Origin of the sequence: Actinomadura sp. NPDC047616 (assembly GCF_040642915.1) — a bacterium.
Lineage (GTDB): Bacteria > Actinomycetota > Actinomycetes > Streptosporangiales > Streptosporangiaceae > Spirillospora > Spirillospora miaoliensis.
In genome coordinates, this window is the sequence record NZ_JBEYTB010000003.1 from 515,148 (window position 1) to 534,142 (window position 18,995).

General features: G+C 73.1%; 17 protein-coding genes and 1 riboswitch. Of the genes, 5 read left to right on the forward strand and 12 right to left on the reverse strand.

Annotated elements, in window-relative coordinates:
- Window positions 1–102 precede the first annotated feature (102 nt).
- Complete coding sequence (locus ABZ801_RS10020) at window positions 103–579, forward strand: SRPBCC domain-containing protein (protein WP_344945420.1); 477 nt, start codon at window positions 103–105, stop codon at window positions 577–579.
- A gap of 15 nt (window positions 580–594) precedes the next feature.
- Here the strand turns inward: ABZ801_RS10020 and ABZ801_RS10025 are convergent, their stop codons facing one another.
- Both ABZ801_RS10025 and ABZ801_RS10030 read right to left on the reverse strand, forming a co-directional pair.
- Window positions 595–1,782, reverse strand: a complete 1,188-nt coding sequence (locus ABZ801_RS10025; RefSeq protein ID WP_360695237.1) for a cellulose binding domain-containing protein — start codon at window positions 1,780–1,782, stop codon at window positions 595–597.
- Between the two features lie 85 nt (window positions 1,783–1,867).
- A complete protein-coding gene (locus tag ABZ801_RS10030; RefSeq protein ID WP_344945424.1) occupies window positions 1,868–2,290 on the reverse strand; it encodes a hypothetical protein in 423 nt (140 codons plus the stop codon).
- A gap of 254 nt (window positions 2,291–2,544) precedes the next feature.
- Here ABZ801_RS10030 and ABZ801_RS10035 point away from each other — a divergent pair, with 254 nt between their 5' ends.
- The gene (locus tag ABZ801_RS10035; RefSeq protein ID WP_360695713.1) at window positions 2,545–2,916 is read left to right on the forward strand and encodes an antibiotic biosynthesis monooxygenase; all 372 of its coding nucleotides are present in this window, start codon (window positions 2,545–2,547) and stop codon (window positions 2,914–2,916) included.
- A 37-nt stretch (window positions 2,917–2,953) separates the two neighbouring features.
- Here ABZ801_RS10035 and cimA read toward each other — a convergent pair whose 3' ends face one another.
- From cimA to ABZ801_RS10055, 4 genes are all read right to left on the reverse strand, one after another.
- Window positions 2,954–4,531 carry a citramalate synthase gene (cimA, locus tag ABZ801_RS10040; RefSeq protein ID WP_344945427.1) on the reverse strand — a complete coding sequence of 526 codons (1,578 nt, stop codon included), beginning with the start codon at window positions 4,529–4,531 and terminating at the stop codon, window positions 2,954–2,956.
- A 249-nt stretch (window positions 4,532–4,780) separates the two neighbouring features.
- Window positions 4,781–5,884 carry a branched-chain amino acid aminotransferase gene (locus ABZ801_RS10045; protein ID WP_360695242.1) on the reverse strand — a complete coding sequence of 368 codons (1,104 nt, stop codon included), beginning with the start codon at window positions 5,882–5,884 and terminating at the stop codon, window positions 4,781–4,783.
- A 182-nt stretch (window positions 5,885–6,066) separates the two neighbouring features.
- On the reverse strand, window positions 6,067–7,122 hold the full coding sequence (locus ABZ801_RS10050; RefSeq protein WP_360695245.1) for a 3-isopropylmalate dehydrogenase: 1,056 nt from the start codon (window positions 7,120–7,122) through the stop codon (window positions 6,067–6,069).
- A gap of 196 nt (window positions 7,123–7,318) precedes the next feature.
- A complete protein-coding gene (locus ABZ801_RS10055; RefSeq protein ID WP_360695248.1) occupies window positions 7,319–8,893 on the reverse strand; it encodes a cellulase family glycosylhydrolase in 1,575 nt (524 codons plus the stop codon).
- Window positions 8,894–9,228: 335 nt separating this feature from the next.
- Window positions 9,229–9,419: riboswitch (cobalamin riboswitch) on the forward strand.
- Window positions 9,420–9,450: 31 nt separating this feature from the next.
- On the opposite strand from ABZ801_RS10055, the gene ABZ801_RS10060 reads away from it, so the two are divergent.
- Window positions 9,451–9,675 (forward strand): CbtB domain-containing protein, encoded by a 225-nt coding sequence (locus ABZ801_RS10060; protein WP_344945439.1) that lies wholly within the window; start codon window positions 9,451–9,453, stop codon window positions 9,673–9,675.
- A gap of 19 nt (window positions 9,676–9,694) precedes the next feature.
- Entirely contained in the window at window positions 9,695–10,429 is a 735-nt protein-coding gene (locus ABZ801_RS10065; protein WP_360695252.1) for a CbtA family protein, read from the forward strand.
- Window positions 10,430–10,460: 31 nt separating this feature from the next.
- Here the strand turns inward: ABZ801_RS10065 and ABZ801_RS10070 are convergent, their stop codons facing one another.
- The 5 genes from ABZ801_RS10070 to ABZ801_RS10090 all read right to left on the reverse strand — a co-directional run bounded on the left by ABZ801_RS10070 (window position 10,461) and on the right by ABZ801_RS10090 (window position 16,969).
- Window positions 10,461–11,174, reverse strand: a complete 714-nt coding sequence (locus tag ABZ801_RS10070) for a (2Fe-2S)-binding protein (protein WP_360695257.1) — start codon at window positions 11,172–11,174, stop codon at window positions 10,461–10,463.
- A 655-nt stretch (window positions 11,175–11,829) separates the two neighbouring features.
- Window positions 11,830–13,419: a phosphoglycerate dehydrogenase gene (gene serA, locus ABZ801_RS10075; RefSeq protein WP_360695260.1), complete on the reverse strand. Its 1,590-nt coding sequence runs from the start codon at window positions 13,417–13,419 to the stop codon at window positions 11,830–11,832.
- Between the two features lie 286 nt (window positions 13,420–13,705).
- Window positions 13,706–14,347, reverse strand: coding sequence for a hypothetical protein (locus ABZ801_RS10080; protein WP_344945451.1), 642 nt, complete (start codon window positions 14,345–14,347; stop codon window positions 13,706–13,708).
- Window positions 14,348–14,693: 346 nt separating this feature from the next.
- Entirely contained in the window at window positions 14,694–16,211 is a 1,518-nt protein-coding gene (locus ABZ801_RS10085; protein WP_360695263.1) for a DUF2079 domain-containing protein, read from the reverse strand.
- A gap of 173 nt (window positions 16,212–16,384) precedes the next feature.
- Window positions 16,385–16,969: a PadR family transcriptional regulator gene (locus ABZ801_RS10090; protein ID WP_360695266.1), complete on the reverse strand. Its 585-nt coding sequence runs from the start codon at window positions 16,967–16,969 to the stop codon at window positions 16,385–16,387.
- Between the two features lie 110 nt (window positions 16,970–17,079).
- Here ABZ801_RS10090 and ABZ801_RS10095 point away from each other — a divergent pair, with 110 nt between their 5' ends.
- Complete coding sequence (locus ABZ801_RS10095; protein WP_360695269.1) at window positions 17,080–17,871, forward strand: hypothetical protein; 792 nt, start codon at window positions 17,080–17,082, stop codon at window positions 17,869–17,871.
- A gap of 87 nt (window positions 17,872–17,958) precedes the next feature.
- Here the strand turns inward: ABZ801_RS10095 and ilvC are convergent, their stop codons facing one another.
- Window positions 17,959–18,942 (reverse strand): ketol-acid reductoisomerase, encoded by a 984-nt coding sequence (gene ilvC, locus ABZ801_RS10100; RefSeq protein ID WP_360695272.1) that lies wholly within the window; start codon window positions 18,940–18,942, stop codon window positions 17,959–17,961.
- Window positions 18,943–18,995: the final 53 nt, after the last annotated feature.

Consider the following 18,995-nt stretch of genomic DNA (forward strand, 5'->3'; position numbering starts at 1 on the left):
TCCGGACGGATCACCACAAAAGGTGCGGTCTACCCCTTGCGTACCGCGCCACGGCTACTGAGAACATGGACCGGCCGCCACCGGAAGGACGGACCGCCGCTCATGGCACATCCGAACCCGCGGGCTCGGGCCGAGCCCATCCAGCAGTCCACGATCGTCCGCAGCGACCGTGCCCACACCTTCGGGATGTTCGTCGGCCGCATCGGGGCGTGGTGGCCCCGCCGCACCTTCGCGATCGACGCCGACCGGGCCGCCGGGGTGCGCTTCGAGGAGGCCCTCGACGGCCGCGTCGGCGAGGTGTGGGAGGACGGCACCGAGCACGACTGGGGCCGCGTCGTCGCCTGGGACCCGCCCAGCCGGTTCGCGATCACCTGGCGGGTGCCGCCCGCCGACGGCACCGAGGTCGAGGTGCGGTTCGCGGCGCTCGGCCCCAACCTGACGCGCGTGGAACTGGAGCACCGCGGCTGGGACCGGCTGTCGGCCGAGCAGCGCGCCGAGGCCGGCGACCTCGGCGAGGACTGGCACCTGACCCTCGGCCGGTTCGCGGCCGCCGCCGAGGCCGCCGCCCGCGCGTTCTGACCGCCGGAACGGCCGTCAGAAACCGCACGGGGAACCGTTCACACGGCAGTTCTCGGGGCCCGAGGGAGTGCCCTCCGCGCCGAACCGCACCTCCCACGTGGCGCCGACCGGGATGGGCCGGGCGCCCTCGGCGTTCTGAATCTCCACCGTGGACCCGCCGCGCACCAGCCGTCCGCCCCAGATGTTCTTGACGTTGGCGCCGGGCGCGGCGAAGGTGATCCGCCAGTTCGTCAGTGGCCTGCCGGTCCGGTTGGTCACGGCGAACTCGCCCTCGAAGTAGCCGGGGTCCTGCTGAACGACCTGGTAGGTGATCCCTTCGCCGCGGACCACGGGGCCGGGCGGGGGCGCGGGCAGCGGAGGCGGTGCGGCGGTCGTGCCGGCGGACGGAGCGGCTCCGCCGGGCGCCGGCGCCTGCGAGGGCGGCGGCGCGGCCGCCCCGGGGGATGCGGACGGCGCCGGCTCCCCACCGGCCGGCGGCGACGGCGGCGTGGACGTCGCGGTGCCGCCGTCCGGCGCCGTCGGGGACGCGGCCGGCGACTGCCGGGTCGCCGCGGGCTCCTCCTCGCCGCCGCCAAGCATGAGCACGACGACGGCGAGCGCGGCGACGACGACCACGGCCACCAGCACGGCCACCAGCACCATCGGGCGCCGCCTGCGGTTCGACGCGCCGGGTGCTGGGCTCACCGGCACCCCGAGCGGAGGGCTCGCGGGCGCGCCGGGCGGGGGGCTCGGGGACGCGACCGGCGGCAGGCTCGTCGGCCCGGTCTGCGCGTCCTTCGCCATCGGCGCCGGGACGTCGGGCCCTGCCGAGCCGTTCGGCGGCGGCTCCGGAGGCACGGCGGGCATCTCGGCCATGGCGGGCGCCAGGGTGTACGGGGTGGGCGGCACCTGGCCGGCGCTGGGCTGCTCGCCGGGCTCGCCGCTCTCGGCCTCGGACCCGAACTGCATCGTCCAGGGCTCCTCGTCCCCGCCGGGAACGGCGGCCGGGGTCGCGGCCGGGGCGACCGGCTCGTCCGTCACCGTCTCGGAGGCGCGGTCGGCGGGAGCCGGGCGCCCGGACGGGCCGTCCACGGACGTGGCGTCGGGGTCGAGCGGCGCGTCCACGATGGTGTTCTCGGCCTCGCCGGCCTTGGTTCTGGGGATCCCGAACTCGGTCGTCGTCCGGTGGTCCGGGGGCACGTGTCCCGGCTCGTGACCGCTCACCTGCGTCACCTTTCGCGCTGCGTCGTCTACTGATGTGCGACGGCGGCCGGACGCGCCCGGTTCAGGCTCGGCCGAAATCGGATCTTCAGGACGTGGCGGCCGGCTCCGGGACGCCGCGCCGGGCGGCCCGGCGCTGGTGGCGGTTGAGCATGTCGGTCACGAGCTCGATGGCGTCCGGCGCGGCGGCGTCCCGGCCGCTGGACGCGCAGGCCCTGGCCAGCCAGCGGGTCGCCTCGGCCAGCAGCACGTCCGAGGCGCCGGGCGACCGCTCGCCGCGCTCGTCGGCCAGCCGTCCCAGCACGTCCACCAGCGCCAGCGCGGCGCGCGGGTGGCCGGACTCGGCGGCGCGCCGGAACCACCCGGCGGCCTGCTCCAGGTCGCCCTCGCTCTCGTACAGCGCGCCGAGCCCGTAGGCGAAGTCGGGCCACTCGCTCCACGCGCCGTCCTTCGCTCTCCCTGCCGGACGCGGGTCCCCCACCGGCTGGGGACGCGGGGAGGGGACGGACATGACGACGCTCCGGAGTTTCGGTGGTGGGACTGGGCGGCTCGGCACGCGCGGCGTCAACGGGACGGCCGCGCCGGTCGAGCGTACATATCGTGGCGACCGGCGTCCCGTTTCGCCACTGATTTGCCAGCTTTGGCAGTAATGCCAGTAAAAACCTCGCCGTGCCGGCCGCAGAGCACTCCCCCGGCAGGCGGGCCGGACACCGGCCGCGTACGGTTGTGGTGATCGCCGACAGGATCGACCGGGAGGGGCGCCACGTGTCCGTCGTGAAGATCAACGTGCTGACCGTCAGCGAGGAGATGCGCGCGGAGCTGGAGAAGCGCTTCGCGGGCCGGGCGGGGCTGGTGGAGTCCGCCGACGGGTTCGAGCACTTCGAGCTGCTGCGTCCCGTCGAGGGCACCGACCGCTACATGGTCTACACGCGCTGGCGCAGCGAGGAGGACTTCGAGCGCTGGACGCAGAGCCAGGCGTTCCAGCGCGGCCACGCCGAGGCGGCCAGGGACGCCGAGCGCGCGGGCGCCCAGGGCCACGGTCACGGGCACGGTCACGGCGGCCCGGCGGCCGGCGCGGCCGAGCTGTGGAGCTTCGAGGTCGTCCAGGAGGCCGACCCCAAGCCCGCGTCCGGCTGAGCCGCCCGGCGCGCGCCGCCGCGTCCGGCCCGGACGGTCAGCTCGCCTCGTAGCCGGCGTGCAGCAGGCAGTAGGTGACGGCCTGCTCCAGGGCCTGCCAGGACGCGGCGATGACGTTCTCCTCCACGCCGACCGTGCCCCACTCGCGGTCGCCGTCGCTGGACTCGATGAGCACGCGGGTGCGGGCGCCGGTGCCGTGCGCGCCCTCCAGGATGCGCACCTTGTAGTCGACCAGCTCCAGCCGGGCCAGCTCGGGGTAGAGCCGCTCCAGCGCCAGGCGCAGAGCGTTGTCGAGCGCGTTGACCGGGCCGTTGCCCTCCCCGGTGGCGACGATCCGCTCGCCCTTGGCGTGCAGCTTGACGGTGGCCTCGGAGACCATGGAGCCGTCGGGGCGGCGCTCCACGATGGCCCGCCACGACTCGACCTCGAAGTGCCGCTGCCGCACCCCGGTCAGCTCCTCGCGCAGCAGCAGCTCGAACGAGGCGTCGGCGGCCTCGAAGGTGTACCCGGCCGACTCCAGCTCCTTGACCCGCTCGACGACCTTGCGCGCCTTCTCCCCCGACAGGTCGTAGCCCAGCTCGCGGCCCTTGAGCTCGACCGAGGCGCGGCCGGCCATGCTGGACACCAGCATCCGCATGTCGTTGCCGACGGCGGCCGGGTCGATGTGCTGGTACAGGTCGGGGTCGACCTTGACGGCCGAGGCGTGCAGCCCGGCCTTGTGCGCGAACGCCGACACCCCCACGTACGGCTGCTGGGAGCCGAGCACGACGTTGGTGACCTCGGAGACGGCGTGCGCGATGCGGGTCATCTCGGCCAGCTGCTCGTCGGACACCAGCCGCATACCGCGCTTGAGCTGCAGGTTGCCGACCACGGTGAACAGGTTGGCGTTGCCGCTGCGCTCGCCGTAGCCGTTGGCGCAGCCCTGGACGTGGGTGGCGCCCGCCTTGACCGCGGCCAGCGAGTTGGCGACGGCGCAGCCGGAGTCGTCGTGGCAGTGGATGCCGACCCGGGCGCCCACGCCCACCACCTCGTGGACGACCTCGGCCAGCTCGTCGGGAAGCATGCCGCCGTTGGTGTCGCACAGCGCGATCACGTCCGCGCCCGCCTCGGCGGCGGTGCGCACGACCTCCAGCGCGTAGGCGGGGTTGGCCCGGTAGCCGTCGAAGAAGTGCTCGGCGTCCAGGAAGACGCGTTGGCCCTCCGCACGCAGGTGGGAGACCGTGTCGCGGATCATCGCCAGGTTCTCCTCCAGGGTCGTGCGGAGGGCCAGCTCGACGTGCCGGTCATGGCTCTTGGCGACGAGCGTCACGACCGGCGCGCCGGATTCGCGCAGGGCGGCCACCAGGGGATCGTCGGCGGCCTTCGCACCGGGCCGGCGGGTCGCGCCGAACGCGGCGAGCTGCGCGTGCCTCAGGCCGAGCTCGGTCCGAGCCCGCCTGAAGAACTCGGTGTCCTTGGGGTTGGCGCCGGGCCAGCCGCCCTCGATGAAGCTCACGCCGAGGTCGTCCAGGTGGCGCGCGATGGCGAGCTTGTCGCCGACGGAGAGGTTGAGGCCCTCCTGCTGCGCGCCGTCCCGCAGCGTGGTGTCGTAGACGTGGAATCCGTCGCCGTGCATGTCGCAGTCCCCTCCAGGGATGGAAGCAGCCCCGCCGGAAAGAAAAAGACCTCTCACGGACGTGAGAGGTCTGCGCGCCGGCGGTGTCCCGAAATCAGTCGCCGGCGCGCCAGCCGATAATGACGAGGCTGAGGCGCATGATGGTCACAGTCTGCCACATCCGCCGCACCACTGAGACATCGGTCTTAAATGGTGAGACGGACGTGGCTTGTGCGACGGATGCGCCGGAAGGGATCGCGGCGCCCGCGGTCAGCAGATCTTGTGGACCCAGCCGTAGGGGTCGGGGCGGGTGCCGTACTGGATGCCGATCAGCTCCTCGCGCAGCCGCATGGAGACGGGACCGGGCTCGCCGTCGCCGATCGTCCAGGCGCGGTCGGCGCCCTTGACGCTGCCGACCGGGCTGATCACCGCGGCGGTGCCGCAGCCGAACACCTCGGTGATCTGGCCGGACTCGCAGCCCTCCTGCCACTCGTCGATGCTGATCTTGCCCTCCTCCACCGGGATGCCGAGGTCGGGGGCGAGCTTGAGCATCGAGTCGCGGGTGATGCCGGGCAGCAGGGTGCCGGTGAGGGCGGGGGTGAGCAGCCGCACGTCGGCGCCCGAGCCGTACACGAAGACCAGGTTCATCGACCCGACCTCCTCGACCCAGCGGTGCTCGACCGCGTCCAGCCAGACCACCTGGTCGCAGCCGTTGGCCACGGCCTGGGCCTGCCCGGCGAACGAGGCGGCGTAGTTGCCGCCGGTCTTGGCCTCGCCGGTGCCGCCGGGCGCGGCCCGGGTGAAGTCCTGCGACAGCCAGACCGACACCGGCCGGATCCCCTTGGCGTAGTAGTTGCCGGACGGGGAGGCGATCACCACGAACAGGTACTCGTTGGCGGGGCTGTTCACGCCGAGGGCGCGGGTGGTGGCGAACATGAACGGCCGCAGGTAGAGGCTGTGGCCGGCCTGCGTCGGCACCCAGTCGCGGTCGTTCTCGACCAGCAGTTCCAGCGCCCGGACGAACAGCTCCTCGGGGATCTCCGGCATGGCCATGCGGCGGGCCGAGCGATTCATGCGGGCGGCGTTGGCGTACGGGCGGAAGGTGACGATCGTCCCGTCGGCCTGCCGGTACGCCTTGAGCCCCTCGAACAGCTCCTGGGAGTAGTGCAGGACCTGGCTGGCGGGGTCGAGGGCGATGGGGCCGTACGGCTCGAGCCGGGCGTCGTACCAGCCCTTCCCCTCCGCGTAACGGATCGTGACCATGTGGTCGGTGAAGTACTGGCCCCATCCGGGATCGGCCAGGATCGCCTCGCGCTCGGCGGTGCCGCGCCGCCGCTCGGAGAGCCTGATGTCGAAGTCCAGCGTGCTGCTCATGGTGGGTCCTCTCCCGGATCGCCCGCCCGGCCCCGTCGCCGTCCGGGCATTCCTATCCTCATTGTCGTACTTCGTCCAGCCCTGCTCCCTGATCACGGCGCACACGAAGAACCGGGCGCGCCGTGTCGGCGCGCCCGGTGCTGTGGCTTGTGTCGCGTTTCGCGGTCCGGCCGGGGCGCGCCCTAGCCGGATACTCGCTCGGCGATCGCGTCGCCGACCTCGGCGGTGCCCCGGGCGGGGCGGCCGCGGCGGGCGGCCAGGTCGTCGGCGACGGCCCGCTCGACCCGCCGGGCGGCCTCGGGGGCGCCGACGTGGTCCAGCAGCATGGCCACCGACAGGATGGTGGCGGTCGGGTCGGCCTTGCCCTGCCCGGCGATGTCGGGGGCGCTGCCGTGCACCGGCTCGAACATCGACGGCGCGGTGCGGTCGGGGTTGACGTTGCCGGAGGCGGCCAGGCCGATGCCCCCGGCGACGGCCGCGCCGAGGTCGGTGATGATGTCGCCGAACAGGTTGTCGGTGACGATCACGTCGAACCGCTGCGGCGCGGTGACGAAGAACATGGTGGCCGCGTCGACGTGCACGTAGTCGGTGCTGACCTGCGGGTACTCCTGGCCGACCCGCTTGACGACGCGCTGGTACAGCTCGCCGGCGAAGGTCAGCACGTTGTCCTTGTGGACCAGCGTCAGCTTGCGCCGGGGCCGGGAGGCCGCCTGCTCGAAGGCGTACCGGACGACGCGCTCGACGCCGTAGGCGGTGTTGACGCTCTCCTGGGTGGCGATCTCCTGCGGGGTGCCCTTGCGCAGGACGCCGCCGACGCCCGCGTACGGGCCCTCGGTGCCCTCCCGGACGACGATCATGTCGACGTCCTCGGGCTTGACCCCCGACAGCGGCGTGTCCATGCCGGGGAACAGCTTCACCGGCCGCAGGTTGACGTAGTGGTCGAGCTCGAACCGGGCCCGCAGCAGCAGCCCGCGCTCCAGCACGCCGCTGGGCACGCTGGGGTCGCCGATCGCGCCCAGCAGGATCACGTCGTGGCCGCGCAGCTCCTCCAGGACCGTGTCGGGCAGCGTCTCGCCGGTGCGGTGCCAGCGGGCGGCACCCAGGTCGTAGGAGGTCTGCTCGAACTTCAGGTCGTGCGCCGGAGCGACGGCGTCCAGAACCTTCAGGCCCTCGGCGACGACCTCGGGGCCGATCCCGTCACCAGGGATGACGGCCAGGCGGATGCTGCGGGAAGCCATGCGCGCACTCTACTGCAAACGTCTCAGTTCCTGAGCATCGGTCTCACTCTTCGGGATGCACGTCTCGTGTCCGGCAGCCCGCCGGGTGCGTCCCAGGGGGGCGACGCCCCTGCTCAGCGGGGGTACGAGTGGGGCGCCGCCCCCTGCTCGGTGGAGGAAGGGGGGCGGCGCCCGGGGAGGGCAGGTCGCGCCCGGGTCAGCCGCAGGACGTGCCGTTGACGGCGTAGGTCTGCGGTTGCGGCGTGTCGCTGCCGTTGGCGGTGAAGCCGACGCTCGCCTTCTCACCGGCCTCCAGGTCGGCGTTCCAGGACGGGCCCTTGACCGTGACCTTGGTGCCGCTCTGGCTGAACGTGGCATTCCACCCGCTGGACACCGTGACGCCCTGCGGCACGTCGAACGTCAGCGTCCAGTTCCGGAACGTGGTGGAGCCGGAGTTGGTCACGTCCACGTTGCCCTGGAAGCCCCCGGACCAGCGGTTGATGACGGTGTAGGCGACCTTGCAGGCGTCCGAGCCCGTCGGCGGCGGGTCCGTGGGGCCGCCCCCGTCCCCGGGCGTCGGCGGGATCAGGTACGGCTGCAGGATGCTCTGCTTGGCCTGGTTCACCGTCGTCCAGTCGTCGTTGAGGATGCCGCCGGTGTCCCCGGAGTTGGGGTTCCACGACCAGTAGGTGAAGCTCATCCCCGTGGCCCCGGTGCCCGCGTAGGCGAGCAGCTTCTCCAGCCACACCTTGTCCTTGGGGTCGGCCAGGGTGCTGCCGAACTCGCCCAGCAGCAGCGGGGCGGTGTTCTGCTTGTAGAGGTAGCCCCACTGCTGGTCCCAGATCGCGGCCAGGTTGTTGGGGAAGTCGGCGGAGTCGAACCAGGGCTGGCGGTAGACGGAGATGCCGTACTCGTGCGGCGAGTACACCAGGCGGTTGGCGACGTTCAGCCGCACCGGGTACTGCCCCGCCTTCGACAGGTTGCCGCCCCACCAGCCGCAGTGCTCGTCGGGGATGTCGTCCCAGGAGTTGGCGTTGCCGCCGCTGGGGCAGCTCACGCCCTCCACGAAGATCAGCCAGTTGGAGTTGACCGACAGGATCGCGTTGCCCGCGCGCTCGGCCGCCAGCCGCCAGTCGCGGGCCGGGTCGCCGCAGCCCCAGCAGGAGCCGGTGCCGTTGGGGTCGGTGCCGTCGGCGTGCGGCTCGTTGTGCAGGTCGGCGCCGATCACGGTGGGATTGCCCGCGTAGCGGCGGGCCAGCGCCTTCCAGTCCTCGATCCACGTCGTCTCGGAGACGGTGGGGGTGTACCACAGCGCCGACTGCCCGGCGCTGGTCGGCCGGTGCCGGTCCAGGATCACCCGCATGCCCTTCTGGCCGGCGTAGGCGATCACCTTGTCGAGGATCTGCAGCGGGCTGAGGCCCACCAGGTCCGGGTTGGACACCCCGTCGACGCTGGTGGCCTTGGCGTCCGGCTTCAGCGCGTCGTTGGAGTACGGCACGCGCAGGGTGTTGTAGCCGAGCTGCGCCATCTGGTCGAGCATCGACTTGTAACCGCGCGCCCACAGGCCGTGGAAGGTCTTGTTGTCGGTCTCCATGCCGAACCAGTTGATGCCGGTCAGCCGGACCGTCTGGCCGGTGCCGTCGACGATCCGGTTGCCGCTGGTGCTGAGGTATCCGGTGCCGGTGCCCGCCGGGGCGGCGGCGGAGGCGTCCGGCGGACGGACCAGTACGGCCACCAGCGCGGCGGCCACGAGGCTCAGGCAGACGGCCAGCGCGGCCGCCGCTCGCGCCACCGGCGGTCGTGTTCCTGGGGGATGGGTCATGGCTCGGGCGCCTCCAGGTCGGGGACGAAGTGCGTTTCGGTGGGCGGTCGCGGTGGGCGGTCGCGGTGGGCGGTTCGTGGGAGCGAACGCGGAGGTGAATCGCCGGAGATTGTGGGAACGCGCCGTCCGCACGGTCAACGAACCCCATGCCGGGCGGCGGATTTTCACGCCGTCCGCTCGCACGGCGCCCGTTTCACCTCGTACGGCGCCGCCTCGTCCGCGACGTCGCTCTTTCACGGGCGGGGGCGGCCCCGCACTGCCCTCCGGGCAACAGAACCCGCACTTGACGCTGGACCACCACAAAGGGGACGCTCTCCCCAACAAGTGCACATCGAGGCGACGGTGCGCAGGAACCTGGTGCGACTCCAGGACGGTCCCGCCACTGTGACCAGGGAGCCTCCCCCACTCCACGACCACGGCCGGACACCCGGCGGGAAGGTCGGCGGGAGGCGCTGATCTGGGAGTCAGGACACTGACCCGTCGTCCTCCCGTACCGGGGCGAGTGAACCCCGTGAGGAGACCCTGAGATGGCTCAGACCGCCGTTCCGTCGACGCCTGCCGGAGAACGTCCGGCGCCCGTCCGCATCCCCCTTCGCCAGGTCCTGCCGTGGGCGGTGTTCGCCGCGGTGCTCGGCCTGGTGCTGATCTACTTCGTCGGCGCCGAGCAGGGCGCCACCTCCCTGATCGGCGGCACCTGGGTGCACGAGTTCACCCACGACGGCCGTCACCTGCTCGGCTTCCCCTGCCACTGACGGGCGGGCCGATTCCCCGATGATGAGAACACTGCTGGTCCGCGGCATGCTCGCCGGGCTGGCGGCGGCCGCGCTCGCGCTGGTCGTCGCCTGGCTGTACGGGGAGCCGCAGGTGGGCCACGCCATCGCCTTCGAGGAGGCCAAGGCGGCCGCAGCCCACGAGGGGCACGAGCACGAGGTGGTCAGCCGCACGGTGCAGAAGACCGCCGGGCTGGTCACCGCGCTCGGCGTGTACGGCGTCGCGCTCGGCGGGCTGTTCGCGATCGCGTTCGCGGTCGCCTACGGCCGCGTCGGCGCGTTCGGCGCCCGCGCCACCGCCGCGCTGGTCGCGCTGGGCGGGTTCGTCGCCGTCGAGCTGGTGCCGTTCCTGAAGTACCCGCCGACGCCCCCGGCCGTCGGCAACCCCGACACGATCGGCGGCCGCACCGCGCTGTACTTCGGCATGGTGGCGCTGGGCGTGCTGGCCGTCGTCGCCGCCGTGATCGTGTTCCGCCGCCTGCTGCCCCGGTTCGGGGCCTGGAACGCGGCGATCGCGACCACGGCCGGGTTCGCGGTCGTCCTGGCGCTGGTGTACCGGCTGACGCCGACGCCGGACGCGGTCGCGGACGGGTTCCCGGCCACGGTCCTGTGGGACTTCCGGATCGCGTCGCTGGGCGTCCAGGTCGTCCTGTGGGCGACGCTGGGCCTGGTGTTCGGCGCGCTCACCGAGCGCTCCTTCCAGCGGCGGCCGTCACCGGCCGCCACAGCGGCCTGACCTGTGCGCCCTCCCGCGCCGCGCGGGACGCTCACGCGCGGCGCAGGAGGGCGCAGTCGCCGCACATCTCGCCGCCGGGCGGCACCCGGTAGTACAGGCAGCAGCTCCGGCGGACGAACCCGTCCGGGGTGAACGAGCCCGTGCCCGCCAGCGGTTCGCGTTCGAACAGTTCTCGCACGAGCGTCCCGACCGGCTCGGCCAGTTCGGGCCTGAGCGTGCCGGCGCGCAGCGTCCCGGCGAGGGCCGCCGCCGCGTTGCCCCACAGCAGGCCGTCCGCGAGCCCGACGGTCTCCAGCAGCGTGGCGCGCAGCGGCCGTAGCTGCCCCTCCAGGACCGTCCGGTGCACGAGCCCGGCGGTGGCGGCGGGATCGTCCGCGGCGGGCCAGCCGCCGGGGTCGGCCAGCCAGAGCGCGATCGGCGCGCCGGGGGCCCAGCGCCAGTGCAGCCCGGACAGGTCGGGGACGACGCCGTACGCCGTCGCCGCCACCACGGGCGACCACAACCGCGACGCCAGACCCTGGAAAAGGATGGACGCCGCCACCCGGCGCTCCCCGGTGCCCAGCCGCCTTGCATAGGCGTCGGTCAGCTCGCCGAGCCGTGCCGCGTCGGGTTCGGGCAGGGGCCGCCAGGTGGGGTCGGCCTCCTCGGCGGGGTCGGTGACGACCTGGAAGTAGGGGCCCAGCCGGGCCGCGTCCGCCAGCGCCCGCCGGACCTCGTCCGCTCCCGCCCGACCACGTGGTGCCACGTCAGCGATCATGCCATCCGGCGGGAGCGGACCGCGGGTCAGCGGTCGGAGCGGCCGCCGTTGTCGCGGCGGTCCAGGGCGGTCTGCAGCGCGCGGGCCGCCTCCTCGGCGGCGTCGTCGGCGGGCGTGGGCACGTTGACGTCGGTGTTCATGATCGCGATCCCTCGTGGTGGTTCGTCGGAAGAGTGAACGACGGGCTTACGGCCAGCGCCCTGCTCCGCGGCGGGTCGCCGGCCTGCCGTCTCAGGCCCCGCCGCGGCGGCGAAGGATGCATACCACCAAGCGCATGACTCCGCCCACGTTACCGGCCCGCCTCCCGGATTGTCCCGACCCGTGGCCCAACTTTCCGCATGCTGAGACACCCCGCGAAGAACCCGCAGGTGCACACACAACCGCCAGAAGCAGCCAACGACAAAGGCGGGCGAAGCACACCAAGCACGCTCCGCCCGCCTCAAGCCGGGGGTTCAGGGGGTCGTCCCCGTGGGAGACACGACGGGCGGGGCCACGGCGAAGGCACGCGCAGCGTGCCGAGCACGCCGACCCCGCCCCGCCCCGGGGGTTCCAGGGGGTCGCCCCCCCTGGGAGAGACAACGGGCGGGGCCACGGCGAAGGCACGCGCAGCGTGCCGAGCATGCTGGCCCCGCCCCGCCCGCTCTTAGCCGTCGAGGTCGACGCGGCGGCCCATTTCGGCGCCTACCTCGTCGCGGATCACGTCGACGAGCTGGGCCGGGATGGCCGAGTCGACGGTCAGCGCGATCAGCGCGGTGCCGCCCTTGGCGTCCCGGCCGACCTGCATGCCGGCGATGTTGACGCCCTGGTCGCCGAGCAGCCGGCCGACCACGCCGACGATGCCGGGCCGGTCGCTGTAGGAGAAGAACGCCATGTGGTCGGTGGGCGACAGCTCCATGTCGTAGCCGTTGATCTCCACGATGCGCTCGTGGTGCTTGGGGCCGGTGAGCGTGCCGGACACCGACACCACCGTGCCGTCGCCCATGGTGCCGCGCACCTGGACCACGTTGCGCCAGTCGGGGCTGTCCTCGGTGGTGGTGAGGGTGACCTCGACGCCGCGGTCGCGGGCCAGCAGCGGGGCGTTGACGAACGTCACCGACTCCTCGGTCACGTCGGCGAACGCGCCCTTGAGCGCGGCCAGCTCCAGCACCTTGACGTCGTGCCCGGCGATCTCGCCGCGCACCACGACCTCCAGCCGCACCGGCACGCCGCCGGCCAGGGCGGTGAAGATGCGGCCGAGCTTCTCGGCCAGCGGCAGGCCGGGCTTGACGTCCTCGGCGACGGCGCCGCCCTGCACGTTGACCGCGTCGGGCACGAACTCGCCGGACAGCGCCAGCCGCACCGAGCGGGCCACCTGGGTGCCGGCCTTCTCCTGCGCCTCGTGGGTGCTGGCGCCCAGGTGCGGGGTGACCACCACGTTGTCGTGGTGGAACAGCGGGCTGTCGGTGCACGGCTCGGTGCTGAACACGTCCAGGCCCGCCCCGGCGACGCGGCCCTCCTTGAGCGCCAGGTCGAGGGCGGCCTCGTCGACGATGCCGCCGCGCGCGGCGTTGACGATGCGCACGCTGGGCTTGACCATGCGCAGCTCGCGGTCGCCGATCAGGCCGAGGGTCTCGGGGGTCTTGGGCAGGTGGACGGTGATGAAGTCGCTCTCGCGCAGCAGCTCCTCCAGCCCGACCAGGCGGACGCCGAGCTGCGCGGCGCGGGCCGCCTGCACGTAGGGGTCGTAGGCGATGATGTTCATGTCGAACGCGGCCAGCCGCTGGGCGACCAGCACGCCGATGCGGCCGAGGCCGAGCACGCCGACGGTCTTGCCCTGCAGCTCGACGCCGGTGTACTTGGAGCGCTTCCACTCGCCCTGCTTGAGCGCGGCGTGGCCCTGCGGAACGTTCCGGGCGGTGGCCAGCAGCAGCGCGATCGCGTGCTCGGCGGCGGTGACGATGTTCGACGTCGGGGCGTTGACGACCATCACCCCGGCCTTGGTGGCGGCCTCGACGTCGACGTTGTCGAGGCCCACCCCGGCCCGGGCCACCACGCGCAGCTTGCCCGCGTGCTGGAACACCTCGGCGGTCACCTTGGTGGCGCTGCGCACGATCAGCGCGTCGACGTCGGCCACGGCGGGCAGCAGGGCCGCCCGGTCGGACCCGTCCACGTGCCGGACGTCGAAGTCGGCCTCCAGCTCGGCGATTCCGGCCGGGGAGAGTTCTTCTGCGACGAGGACGACAGGCTTGCTCAAGGAAGATCCTTCGGAAGATGTCGGGCAGATGAAGATCGCGAGTCACCCCGTCGTGCCCCCGCGCTTACCGAGTTTAGACCCCCCGGCCGACGCGTCCCCACGGCGGTGGAGACACATCCGTATACGCCCGGAATAGACACTTACGTCCCTCCGGAACCCGGTCGTGGAGGCCGCTCGCGGCGCCACCCCCGCGCCTATACTGCCGGTGCCCCGAGTTGCCCCCGTACTCGTTCGTCACCCGCCCCCGGCCGCGCCCGGCACCCGCCCCGGGCGGCCGGTACCGACGTCACGCCGCGTTGGGCTCGGGCAGCGCGGTCAGGATCCGGGCGACGCGTTCGGCGTCGGCGACCCGCAGGTACGGGACGTCGACGAACACCCGCATCGGGCCCGGGGGCAGCCCCAGTTCCTCGGCCACCTCCAGCTGGACCTCCCGCAGCGGGACGTAGGACAGGTAGCCCCGGAAGACGTTCTGCGCCCGGAACATCGCCGTCATCATCAGCTTGTAGGCGCGGATGCGGAACGACAGCGCGACCAGGCACGGCGCGGCGTCCCGCGGCTCGCACGGCACGGCCAGGGAGATCCACGCGCTGGTGGTCCACGGCCGGGCGCGCAGCAGGTCCACCACCCAGCGCACCTGGTCGGCGTCCTGCAGGTCGCGCAGCCGGGCGCGCTCGCGCTCGGACGCCGCGGGCGGCCGCGCCCGCCCCTCGGCCCCGCGCCGCTCGCCCGCCGGGTCCCCGTGCTCGCGCAGGATCGGGTCCTCCCACGTCAGCGAGGTCACCTCGAAAAGGACCGGGGGCCCCTCGATGATGGGCCCCCGATCCTCCATGCCGGCCTCGCCGGCCGTCCAGACGTGCCGCAGCACCGCGATCCACGCGCTGCCGCAGGTGTCCCACCGCCGGACGGCCCGCTCCTCCGCCGCGGCCACGTCACGACTCCCCGCCGCAATTGGGGCCGCGCGCCGCCGGAATCGGAGAATTACCTCCCGCCGACAATGCGCGTCCGGTATTCGTCGCCGGACCGCCGCGCCCGCACGGAAAATGATCGCCACTCATGAGCATCCGCCCCAAGCGTCACGGCGAACGCGGACGCGGTCCGGTGTCAGCGCTGGTGCGCTCGGCGTGTCGCGTTCACCGCCAGTCTTTTCTTCCAGTATCGGACAAACATCACGCAATTGGTAGGGCGAGATTATCCGACCGGGTCTTCACCGGGATTTCTGACGATCGTGACCGGCGATGCTTACCGATCCGCGCGAGGGCTCTGAATGGCGCGGGTCAGCGGTCCGGACGGTGCAGGACGACGTAGCCGCCGGACCGGAAGACCTCCCGGTAGCCCGACTCGACGAGCGCCTCGACGCGGCGGCGCTGCTCGTCCAGCGAGCCGAACGGGAACGTGTGGCGTTCGACGTCGGCCACCACCCACGGCGCGCCGCGCGGGCGCTCGTCCCACAGCAGCACCCGGGTGCGCGACGACAGGGCCGGGCCGAGCCGGTTCGCCGACTCCACCACCACGCCGTCGGGCACCTCGGCCACCGCCTCGGCCGCGGCCCGCGCGCGCTCGTCGCGCCGCAGGAACGCGGGGTCGACCAGGTCGCTGAAGGCGAAGAACGGCACGGTCACGGCCGTGGCGACCAGCAGCACCCCGGCCGCGGGCAGGCGCACCCGTCCATGAGCCCACCCGGGCCGCGCACGCTCCCACAGCGGCGGCAGGCGGTCGCGCAGGGGACGCAGCCGCGCGAGGCCGTCCACGGCCGCGATGACCAGCACGGCGATCAGGAAGGCGTTGTAGTGGTACTTGGGCTCCCACCAGTTGGAGAAGTCGCTGGCCAGCATGCGTTCGGCCAGCAGCGGCACGGCGGTGAGCGTGATCGGCGAGCGCAGCGGCAGCAACAGCAGCGGCAGGACGAGCAGCGCCATCGTCCACAGCTTGGCCACCGGGGTGCCCAGCGTGATCACCGCGTCCCACGGGTGCGTCAGCACGTGCAGGACGGCGTCCGGCAGGTCGTCGCCCAGCGAGCCGTACGCCCAGTAGTAGTCGCCGTCGCCGCCGAACGCGGGGATCAGCACCCGCGACGCCACCCACGTCGCCACCGTCCCGGCGGCGACCAGGCCCGCCCCGAGGCGGCGCTCGCCGCGCCGGGTCAGCAGGTAGAGGCCGAAACCCGCCAGCAGCAGCCCCATGTCCTCCTTGACCAGCAGCAGCGCGGCGGCGGCCAGCAGGGCCTGGCCGCGGCGGCCCGCGTCGTGGCGTTCCACCAGCAGCGCCGACAGCAGCGGGACGAACGCGACCTCGTGGAAGTCGAACGCCAGCGCCTCGGCGATCGGCCACGACAGCGCGTAGGCGCCCGCGGCGCAGTAGGCGGCGCGCGTGCCCAGGCGGCGGCGCGCGTACCGCCAGATCGGCACGATCGCCGCGGCGAACAGCGCGGCCTGCGCGACCAGCAGCGTGCCGGGCCCGTCATGGATCCGGTACAGCGGCGCCAGCAGCGCCAGGATGGGCGAGAAGTGGTCCCCCAGGACCGAGAAGCCGGGCCCGAATCCGTTGTGGACGCCCTTGACCATGGCCACCGGCGCGCCGAACCCGCTGTAGGACCGGACGGCCTGGTCGAAGATGACCAGGTCGTAGGTGCTGGCCCGGAACGTCCGCAGCCGGAGCAGGGAGTACGCCGCGTACAACACGGCCGCCCCCGCGACCATCGCCACCAGAGGTACGGGCACCCGCACGGACCGTCGCCGCTCTTCGGCCCGCTGGAGCCCGCCAGGGGCGCCCTCCACCGCAACCGCCTCCGCCACGTGCCAGGACGCTACCAGCCCCGGCCGCCGCCCCGAACCCGGCGGTGACCACCGGAAGCGTCACAAGCCGGGTCGCCGCCGCGAAGTGACCGAGACGACACCGAAACGCCTCCCGCCGGTACGGGGACGTACACCCCACTCCCCCGCAGAGGCGGCGTGAACGAGGGGGACGGTCAGTGGTGCTCGTTGGCGGCCAGCTCGCGAGCGTCCGTGCGCGGGGCGGCGGCGGCCGGCTCGCCGCGGAGCATGTAGGCCTCACAGTGGTCCAGCCAGCGCACCTCGGCCTCGGACTGCATGATCATCGACTCCAGCACCAGCCGCCACGCGCGGTCGCCGGGCGCGGGCGGCACGCCGGGGTCGTCGCCCCTGAGCCGGGTGAGCTCCTGGAGGGTGCGCAGCGTGGCGGTGCGCTGGGCGCGTACGACCCCGCGCACGTCGACGCCCGGTGTGGTGACGGCGAGGGCGAGCTTGATGGCCAGCTCGTCGCGGGGCCGGTCGCCGCGGGCCACGGGGGTGGTGAACCACCGTCGCACGTCCTCCCGGCCGGCCGGGGTGATGCGGTAGACGAAGCGGCCCTCGTCGTCGGCGCCCACCCGGGTGACCAGCTCGTCGCGCTCCAGCCGGGACAGCGTGGAGTAGACCTGCCCGATGTTGAGCGGCCATGTCGCGCCGGTCGACGCCTCGAACTCGGCGCGCAGCTGGTAGCCGTAGCGGGGCCCCTGGGCCAGCAGGGCCAGGAGGCCGTGACGGATCGACATGGCCCCACGCTTGCATACGGCGTATGCGGAGGCAATACCGCGTATGCACGCGGACGACACGCGGCACCGCCTCACCCCGGCCGGTCACCGGCCCCCTTAACGTAACCTCCGTGACCCCGGACTCCGCCACCAGCCTCCTGCGCGACATGCTGCGCGTGTACGACCACCGGTTCCTGGACCTCGACGGCGCGGCACGGCGCGGCATGGTGGCCGGGACTCGGCAGATGCTCGCCGACGGCGGCCTCGCCGACGCCGCCGACCGCACCGCCCTGCCCGCCGCGTACCGGCTGCGCGCCTTCTGCATCCGCCATGACCTGCAGGACGAACTGGAGCGCCTGGTCCGCGACGAGGTCGACGGCGTCGAGGTCGGCACTGTCGTGGTGGGCGGCCGGGTGTACGCGGTCTACCCGTACCTGCGCGGCGTGCCCCGCCAGGACGCCGACGTCACCGCCGAGATCGGCCTGGACCACCGGCTGGACGCGGTCGGCTGGCAGGGCGGCGCACGGCTGCGGGTGCGCGGGCACGCCGCCGTGCAGCGCGTCCAGGCACGCGAGACCAAGGTCGTGCTGATCCTGCGTGAACGGCGGTCGGGGGTGGAGCACCACTTCCCCGCCGAGCCGGAGGACGACGGCTTCACCGCGTACGCCGACGTCACCGCCACGGGCCCGGGACGCTGGGACGCCTTCGTCGCCGCCGAGGCGCTCGGGATCCGCCGCGAGGAGCGCTTCGGCACCGTCCGCGGCCCCAAGCTCAAGACCGACCCGCAGCAGCGCCTGCTGGCCCCCTCCACCGAGGCCACCGCCTACTTCACCAAGGGCGGTCACCTGGCCGTCCTGGTCAGGGACGCCTCCTGCCGCCTCCCCCTGCGCGCCCGCCTCCGCCGCCGTCTCAGCCGCCCCTGACACGGCGTCCCGAAAGCCGTGTGCGCCCGGCCCGGCGTCGGCCGGACCGGGCGCACACCTGTCTGTCGTGCGTCCTGAGGACGGGGCTCAGTCGTTGAGCCAGCTCATCATGGGACGGAGCTTGGCACCGGTCTTCTCGATCGGGTGCTCGGCCAGCTCCTGGCGGAACTTGCCGAACTGGGCCTGGCCGCCCTCGAACTCCTCCACCAGCTCCTTGGCGAACTTGCCGGACTGGATCTCACCGAGGATCTTCTTCATCTCGGCCTTGGTGTCGGCCGTGATGACCCGCGGGCCGCGGGTGTAGCCGCCGTACTCGGCGGTGTCCGAGATCGACCAGTTCATCTTGGCCAGGCCGCCCTCGTACATGAGGTCGACGATGAGCTTCATCTCGTGCAGGCACTCGAAGTAGGCCACCTCCGGCTGGTAGCCGGCCTCGATGAGCACCTCGAAGCCGGTCTTGATCAGCTCGGAGACGCCGCCGCACAGCACCACCTGCTCGCCGAACAGGTCGGTCTCGGTCTCCTCGGTGAAGGTGGTCTTGATGCCGCCCGCGCGCAGCCCGCCGATGGCCTTGGCGTAGGACAGGGCCAGCGGCCAGGCGCCGCCGGAGGCGTCCTTCTCCACCGCCACGATCACCGGGACGCCGCGGCCCGCGGTGAACTGGCGGCGCACCAGGTGGCCGGGGCCCTTGGGCGCGACCATGCACACGTCCACGCCCGCCGGCGGCTCGATCAGGCCGTACCGGATGTTGAGGCCGTGGCCGAAGAACAGCGCGTCGCCCTCGACCAGGGCGGGCTTGATGTCCTGCTCGTAGATCCCGCGCTGCAGGTGGTCCGGCGCCAGGATCATGATCAGGTCGGCCTCCTCGGCGGCCTCGGCCGGGGTGAGCACCCGCAGCCCCTCCGCCTCGGCCTTCTCCCGGCTGGCCGAGCCCTCGCGCAGGCCGACGCGCACGTCCACGCCGGAGTCGCGCAGCGACAGCGCGTGCGCGTGGCCCTGGCTGCCGTATCCGATGACGGCCACGTGCCGCCCCTGGATGACGCTCAGGTCGGCGTCGTCGTCGTAGAACATCTCAGCCACTGTTGCTGTTGCCTTTCTTCGCGTGGTGTTGCTCGTGCTTTCAG